The following is a 13665-nucleotide window of genomic DNA, read 5'->3' as shown; positions in this document are numbered from 1 at the left end:
CACGATTAACATCAGCAAGTAGGCGATATCAAGATGAATATTGGTGAATTATCCCAAAAGACCGGACTTGCGGCGTCGCGGATCCGATTCTACGAACGCATTGGTTTACTCAAAGCGGTGAAACGTAAAGCGAATGGTTATCGCAGTTATCCCCCTGAGGCCGTGATGGCGCTCGAGATGATCACCACCGGGCAACAGGCGGGATTTAGCCTCGATGAACTGCGGTTATTACTGCCAGCCGATCTGGCCAACTGGGATCATCAGCATTTACTCACTACGCTGCGGCAAAAAGTCAACGATCTCGAAGAAATCGAGCGAAAAATCGCACTCAACAAAGCCAAGTTATTGGAGGTATTAACCGAAATTGAGACTAAACCCCAAGATATGGACTGCCAAACCAATGCGCTGCGGGTGATGTCGCAATTCGGTTGGGATATTTTACCCACTCAATCGCAGCCAAAGTCCAAATAACCCGATCACTGAAAGGACTCATATCGAAAACAATAACGGCCCCCTCTTTTGGCCACCACTTTGCTGGCTGTGGATTTAGCCTAAATGAGTCACCACATCCCAACTACTTTCTTTATTCTTATGGCATCACTTGGTGCAGTTTAAGCTCAAGCGAATAAATCCCAAGATAGGCTATTGACCTTAAACTTAGCTTTAACCTTAGGATAGTGGCAAACGAGTCATCCCTTTGGAGAAAACATGAGACAAACCATACTCGGAGCCAACGGTCAAATCGGCAGAGAACTAGCCCTTAGCCTTAACCGCGAGTTTGACTGCGACATTCGCCTTGTTAGCCGTAAACCGCAAAAAGTGAATGCCACGGACGAGTTAAAGAGCGCCAACCTGCTCGACTTAGCACAAACCCTTGCCGCGGTGGAAGGCTCTGAAATCGTTTATCTCACGGCGGGACTGCCAATGGATACTCAGCTTTGGGTCGAGCAATGGCCTGTTATCATGGGTAATGTTATCAAGGCCTGTAAGACTCACGGCGCCAAGCTGGTGTATTTCGATAATACCTATATGTATCCGCAAACGGCGGCGCCGCAGCGCGAGGATGCGGCATTTGCGCCCAATGGTGTCAAAGGCCGCGTGAGGGGCGACATCACCCAAATGTTACTCGATGAGATGAAGGCCGGGCGACTCGAGGCGATGCTCTGCCGCGCGCCAGAATTTTACGGCCCTGGCCAAACCCAAAGCATCACCAATACAACGGTTATCGACAATCTCGCCCAAGGGAAAAAGGCCAAAGTGTTTTTGCGCGATGATACAAAACGCAGTTTGATTTACACCCCAGATGCCAGTCGCGCCATGGCCTTACTCGGGAATACTGCCGATGCCTATGGCCAAACATGGCACTTACCCTGTGATGACAATAGATTGACCTATAAGGAATTTATTACTCTTGCAGCCGACATTTTTAAAGTATCGGCTCGATATACTGTGGTCAAAGAATGGCAACTGTGGCTCGCAGGTAAATTCAACCCCACCATACGTGATGCGGGAGAATTGCTGCCCCGTTATCGCTGCGACAACCTGTTTATTTCCGATAAATTTAAAGCCCGCTTCCCTGATTTTAAGGTCACTCGGTTTGAACAAGGGCTGGCTGAAATCGCCAAGGAACGCAAGTTAATCTAAGCGTATGCTCGATGGCATCGTGGATATGTGTGACGCCATCTCATGCATTCACTAACTGGCAGTGAGTAAAAGGCAGACGCTTAGGTTATCAGTCGCTAATAGCGACTTTTCCGGCAAGGCCGACCAATAACACGCCGGAAACGCCCTCAAGTCCGCGAGCGTAACGCTGTGAATCGGCTCGATTAAATAGCCAGCTGCCACTAGCGGCATATAACAGGTTGACCAAGGTTGCTAAGCCACTGAAGAGTAAACCTAAGATCAACAGCTGCGTGGCAACCTCGCCCGAGGCGGGGTCGATAAATTGCGGTAAAAATGATAGGAAAAACAACGCTACCTTAGGATTTAACACACTCACCACCATGCCCTGTAAAAACACATTGGTGTTTGACGTGGCGTTGTCGCCAATCACTATTCTGCTCTGGCCCTGCCAGCAGGATATCAGGGCTTTTACGCCTAAATACAATAAGTAAGCCGCACCGAGCCATTTCACTATATTAAAGGCCAAGGCTGAACTTAAGATAATGGCGGAGAGCCCTAAGCAAGCGGCCAAAGTGTGCACAAAATAACCCGCGCCTAATCCTAACGCCGCTTTAAGACCGCTGGCCATCTTACCCTTCATAGTATTCGAAACGATGTAGACCACATCGGGCCCGGGGATCAGATTGATTGAGAGGCACGCAATCACAAACATCAGCAACGAATCTAGCTCCATTTATATTCCCCTGATTATCGGCACCGACATATTTAGCCTAAACTACCCTATCCCCACTGCCGCGCCAAGACGAGTATCATCCACTAAATCGCTGACTTAACTGCTGAATATCCGCAGCAACCCACTCAGGTTCAATACAGTCGGCAAGTTGACTCGCCATAAACGACACCAACTGCATGGCAGCATAGGGTAAGCGCCTATCCTTGCGCCCCACCAGATACCAGTTACTCTCCAGTGGAAATCCGTTTACCGATAATATTGCAGGTTTTTCACGCCCTTCCTGCAACGTGTGGGCCGAGATCACCGATAAGCCTAAGCCCGACGCCACGCTCAACCGAATCGCCTCGTTGCTCTCAATTTGCATAGTGTCGCTCAAGGCAATCCCTTGGGCGCTACACCAAGACTCAAACATCAGTCGTGTGGCAGAGCCCGGCTCGCGCATGATAAAGCGCTCTTGTTTCAACTCATTAAAGCTGAGGTGCTGGCGCTCAACCGCCCAATGGTCCTTAGGGGCTATCAGTTGCAGCGGATTTTTAATGATCCGCGCCGATAACACATGCTCACCACTGGGTGGATGACTAAAGAGATATAAATCATCTTCTTGACGCTCGAATCGCCCCAAAATATGCGCACGATTGCCAATATTTAAGGTGACTTTGACCTGCGGAAATTGGCGATAGAAGGCCCCTAGAATCCGAGGCATCACGTATTTTGCCGTGGTCACTAGACCGATATTGATATGGCCCACACTGCCGCCCCTCGCCTGCTGGATAAAGGCATCGAAGTCTTCGAAACGACTCAAGGTATCGCAGGCGACCCGATAGAGCTCTTGCCCGACTAAGGTCGGCTGCATTCGCCCCTCTGCGCTTACCAGTAGAGGCTCACCCAAAATATCCGCCAACTTCTTCAATTGTAGCGAGACCGTCGGCTGAGTGAGATGCAAGGCGCGCGCGGCGGCCGAGATATTGCCAAGCCTGACCACCTGCACATACACCTCGAGCAAACGAAAGCTTAAGTGCCGAAGTTTAAGTTGGCCTTGGGAAGATTTATCCATAGATGATTATCTATACCTAATCAGCAAACAATTTATTTTTCAATATAACGAATTGGGTTCAGAATCTCCAGCCATCGATGCCCGCAGAACTTTCTCGGCGCATTATTCTGTTGATGTCGTTATTAGTGAGATACTTATGCCAGATATTGTCATTGCGTTTTTCGCCTTAGGTTTACTCGCCGGTTTGGTTAAATCCGATCTTAAGGTCCCACCCGCCATCTACGAAACGCTCTCGATTTTGTTAATGCTGACCTTAGGGCTTAAGGGCGGTATGGCGCTGCACGGTCACACTCAAAACCTAGTGGTCACCGAATTGGTTGCTGTGGTCACCTTAGGTTTACTCATCCCCTTAGTGCTTTACCCCGTGCTAACACGCTTAGTGCAACTCGGTCGAACCGATGCCATCAGTATCGCCGCCCATTATGGATCGGTGAGCGCGGGCACCTTTGCCGTGGTGCTCGCCATGGTGGAAAAATCAGGGATGACATTAAGACCCGAAACCACCCTATACCTAGTGCTACTCGAACTGCCCGCGATTGTAGTTATGCTCTGGCTGCACAGATACTTAAGCTCAAAACAGGCGGGACAAGATGCCGCGCCAACGGCCCATAAATCCAGTGTGTTACACGAGGCGCTAACCAGCCGTGGCGTCGTGCTACTGGTAGGTGGTGTCGTGATAGGTTGGCTCTATGGCCCGACGGGACTAGCCCCTCTCACACCTGTGCTGCTCGGTGGCTTTAAAACCCTACTGGCACTGTTTTTATTGGAGATGGGCTTAGTCACGGCGAAAGTCTGTTTACCGCTTCCGCTGCAACAATGGCGCCTGTTAGTATTTGCCGCCGTGACGCCATTTATCTTGGCGTGGTGTGGTATCGGTGTTGGTTTATGGCTGGAATTGCCCGAAGGCAGTATCTTAGTGCTTGCGGCCTTAAGTGCCAGCGCCTCCTATATTGCAGCGCCTGCCGCTATCCGCGCCGCCATTCCCGAGGCCAATATCGGTTTAGCTATGCTAGCATCGCTGGGGATTACCTTCCCAGTAAATGTGTTAATCGGTTTACCCTTGTATCAACACTGGGTGTTACAAATTACCGCTTAATTTTCAGCCATAAAAAGGGAGACTATAGTCTCCCTTTTTATCTTATAAATCTGTTTATCACTGAGTCAGCGACCCGATTCACTAAGGCTTATCCGAGTGATGCACCGCTTTATCTCGATACATGGCTCGGTCGGCGGCATCGAGTAGATCATCCAGATTCATATCCGATGCAGGTGGCCAATGGGCTATGCCTATACTGGTTTCGAGGGGATGTTCTGGATGTTGTTGATTATACTCGGCAAGTAACAGCTTAAAGCGCTCAATTGCAAAGTTCACTGTATCGCGCTCGATAAAACTTAATAACACCACAAACTCATCGCCGCCTAGCCGTGCAATCACATCGGACTCCCTAAAGGCCGCCATCAAAATATGGGCAAAGTCATAGAGCAGTTGATCGCCCTTGCGGTGGCCAAAGCTATCGTTTACCTCCTTAAAAAAGTCGAGGTCGAAAAAGACTAAGGCAGCCTCGGCATCGGTACGACGACAACTCGCCAGCGATTGATAGGCGAGCAACTCAAACCCTCGGCGGTTGGAGATCATGGTCAGCGGATCTAAGGTATTTTGCGCGATGGACAAGAGCTCAGCCTCCACCATTTGCCCCAGATCCGTTAAGGTTTCGGCGTCTTCTTCGGTAAAATCGCGCGGCTCATTACCGATTAAGCACAGAGTACCAACCCGAAATTCACCATGAATAGTGAGGGGATAACCCACATAAAAACGAATATGGGGCGGCTCAGTGACTAAAGGATTATCACAAAAGCGTGGATCCTTTAGCGCATCATGCACAACGAAAATCCCATCATGATTAATCGCATGGGCGCAAAAGGAAATATCCCTTGGAGTTTCAGTCACCTCTAACCCTTGACGAGACTTAAACCACTGTCGATTCGCATCGACTAAAGTCACCACACAAATGGGCAGTGAAAAGATACGCCGAGTCAATCGAGTGATCCTATCGAATCTTTCTTCGACATCGGTATCGAGTACATTCAGCGCTCTTAGAGTAGCTAAACGCTGCAACTCGTTTTCAGGAACTGGAGGTAATTGCATAGTACGCTCCGCTAACGGCTCTTAATCAAGCTTAGTCTAAGCCCAAGGAGTGGAACAGCAAGGAATGGCGTTAACCGCCCTGCTATTCCTCCGTGGATTTAGCTATTCGAGTATATTTCGATAAATATTCATTACCCTTTCAGCATGTTCTTCCACATCGGCGTAGGCTAATTTACCGGCTTTTTGTTGCAGGGTGAGACGATGATTTTCATCCCTTAGCCAGCAATAACTCTGGGTTAAGTGCTGCGCGCTCATTAGCGGCAAAAGCTCAAGCTCGGCCAGCACCCCAAAAATACGCACGTTATCAGACCAAATCGACAGTTCGGGATACTCATGGGCATGAGCGAGCACTAAATATTGGGCGATAAACTCAATATCCGTGATCCCGCCGGGGCTCTGTTTCAGATCGAATTCACCTTCACTGACCTTGAGTAAATGGTCGCGCATCTTCTGGCGCATCTCACGCACGGCCTTTTTCAGCTCGTCCTTTTCCCTTGGTTGCTCAAGCACAGAGGCGCGGATCTGGCTAAATTTAGCGGCTAAACTATTATCGCCAAACACAAAACGTGAACGCACTAAGGCTTGATGCTCCCAAGTCCAGGCCTCCTGCGTTTGATACTCGCCAAAGCGCGCAATCTCACTCACCATTAAGCCCGATGAGCCAGACGGACGAAGGCGCATATCCACTTCATACAATTCACCCGAGGTGGTTCGGGTCGAGAATAAGTGCAGAATACGTTGAGCCAGTTTCAAATAAAAATGGCCCACTTCTATCGGTCGATCGCCATTGGTGAGGCTATTGGCCATATTTTCGGGCGCTTCGTAGAGGAAAACTAAATCCAGATCCGAACCGTAACCCAGTTCGATACCGCCTAACTTGCCATAACCTATGACCGCAAAGCCGGTGTCATTGCCTTCCTCAAGATAACTGGGCACACCATGGCGCACTGCCACTTGCTGCCATGCCTGCATCACCACTTGCTCGATAATGGCTTCGGCCAAGAAGGTTAAGTGGTCGCTCACCTGCATCACAGGTAAAACGCCTGTCACATCGGCGGCAGCAATTTTCAGCTGCTGTGACAACTTAAACTGGCGCAGCGCCTCCATTTGCTGCTCCATATCATCCTCAGGCACCCGCAGCAGATACTGGCGCAATTCACTGGGATAATCATCGAGCGATGTCGTATCGTACAGATGCGCAGGGTCGATAAGCTCATCGAGCAACATAGGGAATTTAGCGAGCTGCGCCGCAATCCAAGGGCTAGCACAGCACAGACTCACGAGCTGCTGACGGGCGCCGGGATTTTCGCATAGCAATTCGAGATAGGTCGTGCGCGTCAGAATTTGCTCCAGCACCTTTGAGACAGGCTCGAAGGCCGCTGAAGGGCTGGGCTGATTGAGTAATTCGTCGAGCAACCTTGGCATTAATTTATCCAGGGTCTCACGGCCACGGGGACCAATCGAGCGTTTTGTCACGGTTTCGCGCCAACTGCTGAGCAGCGGCCAGAGTTTATCGTCATCAATCTGCTGCTCGGCGAGGAGATTAACTGCGTGGTCATCCTGCTGCACATTCCACAGCTGCGCAGTCCAATGCTCGGCTTTCTCCTCGCCTTCTTCACCGCCCACGGTAGCTTTAAAATGACGATGAATTTTCGCCATCGCCGCCTCGATATGGGTGCGAAGATCGGTCTCGTTAGTCATATCCAGCACTGCGCAAAGTCTTGCCCAATCGAGGGGATTATTTGGCAAAGTCTGGGTTTGCTTATCATCAATCGCCTGTAACAGGTTCTCGACACGGCGCAGTAATAAGTAGCTGTGTTTTAGCTCATCGACCGCCAAATACTCGAATTGCCCTAGGCTGTAAAGGGTATCCATGGCCCCAAATAGGCTCTGCTGGCGCAGGGCGGGTTCACGGCCGCCGCGGATCAGCTGGAAGCTTTGCACCACGAACTCCACTTCACGTATCCCGCCAGCACCGAGTTTAATATTGTCGGTTAACTGACGGCGACGCACTTCTTGGGCAATGAGTTGTTTCATTTTGCGCAGGGATTCAATTGCCGAGAAGTCGATATACCGGCGATAGACAAAGGGGCGCAGCAAGCTGTGTAATTCGTCGGAAAAATGGTTCCAAGGCCCAAGCGAACGGGCTTTGACCATGGCATAGCGTTCCCAGTCGCGCCCTTGCTCTTGGTAATAATCCTCAAGGCCACTGAAGCTCACCACCAATGGGCCACTCTCGCCGTAGGGACGCAGGCGCATGTCGACGCGGAACACAAACCCATCGACGGTAATTTGGTCGAGTAAATTAACTAGCCGTTGCCCCATACGGATGAAAAACTGTTGGTTATCGAGGCTTCGGCGCCCGCCCACGGTTTCGCCATGTTCAGGGAAGGTAAAAATCAGGTCGATATCGGAGGAAAAGTTAAGCTCACGCCCACCGAGCTTGCCCATGCCCAAAATAAGCAAAGGCTGCGGATTGCCCGCCTTATCCATAGGCGTGCCATATTGGGCACACATTTCTTTATAGAGCCAATCCCTTGCACCAATCACCAACGCTTCGGCGAGTGCCGAGAGGTCTAACAGTGACTCTTCTAAGCTGGCGTAATCTAAAAAATCTCGCCAGGCTAAACGCACCATTTGATAGTTACGGAATCGGCGTAATTGACGTTTTGCGAGATCTTCAGTCGTCGCACTACTTAACTGCTCGTGTAGCTGGGCATCAAAGGTCTGCCGCTCCACTTGCTGCAAATCGCCCGCGAATAAAGTGTTAATCCACTCGGGCGACCGAGTTAACTGCGCTGCGATATAATCGCTTAATCCTAAAACGTTTTTCAGTTCCTGCTGCTGCGCAGGCGTTAAATTTGCCAGTCCTTCTGACCATACTTCGGCGAGGCGTGCCCAATGCCGCTCTGCGGCTTGATTGATGAGGGGAGACAATGACTTATTACTGTCTTTTTGTACGGCCATAATAATCCCTAACAAATTTAAACGTCGACATATTATGTCATAAATGATATAGAATGAAGCCACATCAGGTTTGATGCCATTGCCATGCCTCAAGGCAAATTTCCCTCCATGGCAAATGCAAGTCAGCCCAACAGAAAGTGGCCCTCTCTTTCTTGGCTGTTTAGGGTACTATAACCTGTGAGGCAAACATATTGGGCAAGTAGATTATTATTGTCCGCCCATATTTGAGTTTTATTTCAGCACTTTTGGAGAAAACATGGCAGGAATGCTAATGCGGGTTCTCACGTCGATACTCATTTTGGCCGCGACCTTATCGCTTACGGGTTGTGGCGATGACAGGCCAGAGAAAATTGAGAAGTATCAACAACTCACTCAGCAGCGCCTCTCGACACTCAATACCATGCTCGAGGACGGCCAAGTACGTAACGCCAATCTGCTCAAGCAATACAGCAGTTTGCTCAAACAGCAAAAACCCGATTTCGCGCCACTCTTGGATGAATTAGCCAAGGATTCAACCGCCGAAGGGCCAATGTATACCTCGCTGAAGCGCCGCTTAGACGATGCCAAAAACTCGGCTAACTTTACCGATCTCGACCAGCAACTCGCCGAGGTTGAGAACCTTTATCAAGCAGCCGATCCCAGCCTGTATAACGACATGCTTTCCGATCCGGTGAACGTGATTGCCGATATGTCAGAGGGCAAGCTTGCCCGTGTTAATGCCATCAGCCGTGAGGCGGCGGCCCTTGCTAATAATGCCGAAGATTTTGGTCCAGGAAGCCAATTGGTGGGAAACCCGGCTTACGGCAGTTGGCAGACAGACTCAAGCGGCATGTCCTTCTGGGCTTGGTACGGCATGTATTCGATGTTTTCGAATATTTTCCACCGCCCCATTTATTACGACCGTTGGTCGGGTAACCGTGGCTACAGCTATTACAACGACGTAGGTCGCTATCGCTACACTTCGCCAAAACAAGCACAGGCGCAGGAAAAAACCTTCGAGCAGACCAAAAAACGTTTCGATTCTCAAGGGAAACGCTTCGACAGCCCCTATTCAAAATCGCGCACGGGTGCCACGGCTCTCTCCCGTGAGAGCAGCAGCGCGCCTAAAACCAATACCACAGCGAATAAGTCGAGCGCGCAGTCGGGCAGTAAATTCCGCTCAAATTATTCTAAAGACAGCAGTTTCCGTAATTCCAGCAACCGCACGACCCGCAGTGTGCGCCGAGGCAAGTAAACTAAAGGATCTCCCATGACATTATTTCAGGATTTCGGTATCACACCAGAGCTAGTCACTATACTGGCAATTGACCTCACTATTGCGGTTATCTTATTGACATTAATGCGTTATTTGCAGGGCTGGAGCGTCAGAGTCAACAGCAGTAAAGAACTGGCTGAACGCGATAATTTTGCCTTTGGAATCAGCACCGCCGGTGCCGTTGCCGCGCTAGGCATAGTACTGACTGGTGCAATTACTGGCGCTGCTGCGCCCTCGTATTTAACCGAAGCCATTGGCATGAGCGCCTACGGATTATTTGGTTTAGTGCTGATTAAGCTCGGGCGCTTTTTACACGACAAAATCGCGCTAAACGAGTTAGATAAGAATCAGCAAATCCTTAAAGGTAATGTGTCAGTCGCCATTGTGGATGCAAGCGCCGCCATCGCTACCGCGATCATTATTCGCGCCGTACTGTTATGGGCCGAGGATTTAACACTCGATACCTTTATCGCCATCTTCAGCGCCTTTGCGATTTCGCAGTTGATGCTAGTGCTACTCACCCGCCTACGCGAAAAACGCTTCGCGAGTCGTAATCAAGACTCTTCCATGCAACAGGCGCTCGCCCAAGGCCACACGGCGTTAGCCATTCGCCACGCAGGCTTTATGATCGCCATGGCGCTAAGCTTTAATGCCGCGAGTCATTTTATCCTGTTCAACCCAACCGCCTATGTGACTAACATCATCGGCTGGTTAGTGTTCTCCATAATCATGCTGGTCGTACTGACACTGCTGCTGTTTGTGATCAAAAAGCTGGTGCTGGCACGAATCGATTTAGCGGATGAGGTCGAAAGACAGCACAACATTGGTATCGCTGCCGTAGAAATGGCCATCAGTATTGCTATCGCACTTATTCTCACGGCCCTAATGGCGTAATCCAATGCACGAATCCCAAATAACCGGTTCGGCGACTCAAGCGGTAAAAACGAGTCGCCTAAGCTGGTTCGATGATGTCCTGCTGTTGGGCATTATGGCCGTACTCGCTGGGTGCGGCCTGATCTACGAATACCTGTTGTCCCATTACGCAGGCCGGATCTTAGGTGCATTAGAAGCCGCCATTTACACTATGATCGGCCTGATGATCGTCTCCATGGGTCTTGGCGCCTTTGCCGCTCGCAAAATTAAAGATGCCTTTACCGGCTTTGTGGTGCTGGAACTCACGGTCGCGCTCTGTGGCTCGCTGGCGATTTTAATTACCGCAGCCGTGATAGGTTTTGGTCAGCAACTGCCGATGCTTATCGCCTCCACCTTAGGTTTACCACCGGATCAACTGCCCGAAGGTGGCATGATTGGCTCGCTGCAGAAGCTGAGCGAACATCTGCCCTATGTCTGGGGCGTACTGCTCGGCTTGATGATCGGGATGGAAATTCCACTGATCGCGAGGGTGAGACAATCCCTGTCAGATGAACACTTACTGCATAATGCCGGTACCATTTATGGCGCCGACTATATTGGCGCAGGCATTGGCGCGGCCATTTGGGTCGGCTTTATGCTGGCCATCGATATTCAACTCGCCGCCGCGCTGACCGCCACCTTTAACTTGCTCGCGGGCTTTGTGTTTATCTGGCGTTTTTGGCCCAAGATCCAAAGGGCAAAATTATTGCTCGCGGGGCATTTTGTAGTCACGGGTGTATTATTGCTGCTCGCCATTCAAGGGCCGAGTTGGGAGCAACAGTTCAACAATCTGCTCTATAAAGACAAAGTGGTTTACGCTAAGGCCACTCGCTTTCAACAACTCACCTTTACCGAGCGCTTACGTGGCAATGGCCTCTCTCCCATATACTCTTTGTATATCAATGGCCGATTACAGTTTTCGAGTATTGATGAACATATTTACCATGCATTTTTAGTTCACCCAACGCTTGCAGCCAGCGCTCGCCACAACAAGGTATTAATCATTGGTGGTGGTGATGGACTGGGCCTAAAGCAAGTGCTGCGTTGGGAACCTGAGCAAGTGACCTTACTCGATCTTGATGCCGCATTGGTGCAACTCTTTAAAACGCCCGATACGGATATGCCTAAGCGTCTAAGCCAAGCCCTGTTAGCCCTCAATGGCAATGCCTTTAACGATCCTCGCGTTAACGTGATCCACGACGATGCCTTTAATGGAGTCGATAAACTGATTGCCGCGGGGGATAAATACGATGCCATTATTGTGGACCTGCCCGATCCTAGCCATCCCGATTTAAATAAGCTCTATTCGGATTATTTCTATCGCAAGCTCAAGGAACTAATGAGCAGTGATGGCGCTCTGACTGTACAGTCAACCTCGCCCTATCACGCGCAAAAGGCCTTTATCTCAGTCGCAAAAACCTTGGCTTTAGCGGGGTTTGACGTAAAACAGTATCACCATAACGTCCCAAGCTTTGGAGAATGGGGCTGGAGCATTGCCACTGTATCGGGAAAAGATGCTCAGCATCGCCTAGGCGAGCTGACAACACTACCAATAGCGGATGACTGGTTAACCTTAGGTTTAGTCAAAGGCGCCTTTGAATTTCCTGCCAATTTTTATCAGGACGCCGCCAGTATTAAGCCTAACGAACTCGGTTCGTTGCAGTTGTACCATTATCATCAACAGGCATGGTCCGAAACCCAAGGACTGGATCTTTTTTAACGGATAAAGATAGTGCTTGACATATTATGTCTCAGTGCTATCTTTGAACACAGACATAATATGTCAATAAGGACAAATATGAATATCCATACTCTTGCTAATCACCTCAACAGCCTTGGCAATAACAGCCAGACCGGCTTCCAATTCGATTGCTATCCAATTGATGGTGAAGTCGAAGTGTTGCAAGTGAATGTGGTCGGCCGTGAAGAAATCCCGGTATTCGTATCGGTGACGGACAACCAAATTCTCTGCATCAGCTACCTGTGGGGCGAGAACGAAGTAAACCAAGAACGTCGCAGCGAAATGTTTGAAACCATGCTCGAATTAAACATTCCAATGCCATTGTCAGCCTTTGCCAAAATTGATGACAAATACGTGGTTTACGGCGCGCTGTCTCTGCAATCTAGCATGCTCGAAATCGAGCAAGAGTTAGCAGTCTTATCCGATAACTGCTTAGAAGTTATCGATGAAATGGTCGACTATCTGAAATAAGGAGCCACTATTATGGGCATTCTGAACAAAATTTTAACAGCGTTTCGCGGTGGTGCCACCGAAGTTGGCCAAAGCATCGTAGACGCAAACTCGACTCGAATTTTCGAACAGGAAATCCGTGATGCCGAGAAACACTTAACCAACGCCAAGCGCGAACTGACCGATGTGATGGCGAAAGAAATGCAAGCCAGCCGTGAAGTTGACCGCTTAAAGCGCTCAATTGCCGAACATGAAGGCTATGCAACGCAAGCTTTAGATAAAGGCAATGAAGCCTTAGCCATTGAAGTGGCTGAAAAAATTGCTCAATTAGAGCAAGAGTTAGCTGAGCAGCAAACTGCTAATGATAGCTTTAGCGCTCACGCACTGCGCCTGAAAGATTTAGTGAAGAAAACCGAGCGTCAACTGTCTGATTATCAACGTCAGTTAAGCATGGTTAAAACCACTGAAAGCGTACAAAAGGCGACGGCGACCATTACCGACTCTTTTGCGTCAAGCAACTCTAAGCTGCTGAATGCCAAAGATTCATTAGAGCGTATCAAAGCACGTCAACAACAGTTTGACGACAGATTGAAAGCCGCTGAAACCTTAGCCGAAGAAGGCAGCGATAAATCATTGCAGGCCAAATTAGCCGAAGCAGGCATTGGTGAGCAAAAATCGAATGCCAACGCCGTGCTCGAACGTATCAAGGCACGTAAAAGCTAATTCATGATTGACCAAACGCCGAGCACCGATGGGACCATCACCCCCTATTGTGCTCGGCTTT

Annotated in this window: 12 protein-coding genes; 8 read left to right on the top strand and 4 right to left on the bottom strand. The window is 49.7% G+C overall.

The features are described 5' to 3' along the window. Nucleotides 1-33 precede the first annotated feature (33 nt). Together K0H60_RS04465 and K0H60_RS04460 are read left to right on the top strand one after the other, a co-directional pair. Complete coding sequence (locus tag K0H60_RS04465) at nt 34-471, top strand: MerR family transcriptional regulator (RefSeq protein WP_220057403.1); 438 nt, start codon at nt 34-36, stop codon at nt 469-471. Nucleotides 472-708: 237 nt separating this feature from the next. Continuing rightward, nucleotides 709-1644: an NAD-dependent epimerase/dehydratase family protein gene (locus tag K0H60_RS04460; RefSeq protein WP_220057402.1), complete on the top strand. Its 936-nt coding sequence runs from the start codon at nt 709-711 to the stop codon at nt 1642-1644. Between the two features lie 88 nt (nt 1645-1732). On the opposite strand, the gene K0H60_RS04455 is transcribed toward K0H60_RS04460, so the two are convergent. After that, nucleotides 1733-2356 carry a LysE family translocator gene (locus K0H60_RS04455; RefSeq protein WP_220057401.1) on the bottom strand — a complete coding sequence of 208 codons (624 nt, stop codon included), beginning with the start codon at nt 2354-2356 and terminating at the stop codon, nt 1733-1735. 76 nt (nt 2357-2432) lie between these two features. Next, nucleotides 2433-3410, bottom strand: coding sequence for a LysR family transcriptional regulator (locus K0H60_RS04450; protein ID WP_220057400.1), 978 nt, complete (start codon nt 3408-3410; stop codon nt 2433-2435). 136 nt (nt 3411-3546) lie between these two features. On the opposite strand from K0H60_RS04450, the gene K0H60_RS04445 reads away from it, so the two are divergent. Continuing rightward, nucleotides 3547-4506 (top strand): sodium-dependent bicarbonate transport family permease, encoded by a 960-nt coding sequence (locus tag K0H60_RS04445; RefSeq protein WP_220057399.1) that lies wholly within the window; start codon nt 3547-3549, stop codon nt 4504-4506. Between the two features lie 81 nt (nt 4507-4587). On the opposite strand, the gene K0H60_RS04440 is transcribed toward K0H60_RS04445, so the two are convergent. Next, nucleotides 4588-5556, bottom strand: coding sequence for a GGDEF domain-containing protein (locus tag K0H60_RS04440; RefSeq protein WP_220057398.1), 969 nt, complete (start codon nt 5554-5556; stop codon nt 4588-4590). A gap of 102 nt (nt 5557-5658) precedes the next feature. Beyond that, entirely contained in the window at nt 5659-8523 is a 2865-nt protein-coding gene (gene glnE / locus K0H60_RS04435) for a bifunctional [glutamate--ammonia ligase]-adenylyl-L-tyrosine phosphorylase/[glutamate--ammonia-ligase] adenylyltransferase (RefSeq protein WP_220057397.1), read from the bottom strand. Nucleotides 8524-8779: 256 nt separating this feature from the next. Between glnE and K0H60_RS04430 the strand changes: the two genes are divergently transcribed. The 5 genes from K0H60_RS04430 to K0H60_RS04410 all read left to right on the top strand — a co-directional run bounded on the left by K0H60_RS04430 (nt 8780) and on the right by K0H60_RS04410 (nt 13604). Further along, entirely contained in the window at nt 8780-9757 is a 978-nt protein-coding gene (locus K0H60_RS04430; RefSeq protein ID WP_011715975.1) for a hypothetical protein, read from the top strand. Nucleotides 9758-9772: 15 nt separating this feature from the next. Further along, nucleotides 9773-10672, top strand: a complete 900-nt coding sequence (locus K0H60_RS04425; RefSeq protein WP_011623854.1) for a DUF350 domain-containing protein — start codon at nt 9773-9775, stop codon at nt 10670-10672. A gap of 4 nt (nt 10673-10676) precedes the next feature. Next, the gene (locus K0H60_RS04420; RefSeq protein WP_220057396.1) at nt 10677-12410 is read left to right on the top strand and encodes a polyamine aminopropyltransferase; all 1734 of its coding nucleotides are present in this window, start codon (nt 10677-10679) and stop codon (nt 12408-12410) included. A 78-nt stretch (nt 12411-12488) separates the two neighbouring features. After that, nucleotides 12489-12902 carry a YjfI family protein gene (locus K0H60_RS04415; protein WP_007645549.1) on the top strand — a complete coding sequence of 138 codons (414 nt, stop codon included), beginning with the start codon at nt 12489-12491 and terminating at the stop codon, nt 12900-12902. Nucleotides 12903-12914: 12 nt separating this feature from the next. Further along, nucleotides 12915-13604, top strand: a complete 690-nt coding sequence (locus tag K0H60_RS04410) for a PspA/IM30 family protein (protein WP_086902066.1) — start codon at nt 12915-12917, stop codon at nt 13602-13604. Nucleotides 13605-13665: the final 61 nt, after the last annotated feature.

The organism is Shewanella mangrovisoli (assembly GCF_019457635.1).
GTDB classification, from domain to species: domain Bacteria; phylum Pseudomonadota; class Gammaproteobacteria; order Enterobacterales; family Shewanellaceae; genus Shewanella; species Shewanella mangrovisoli.
This window is presented reverse-complemented; position numbering and strand designations above follow the sequence as displayed.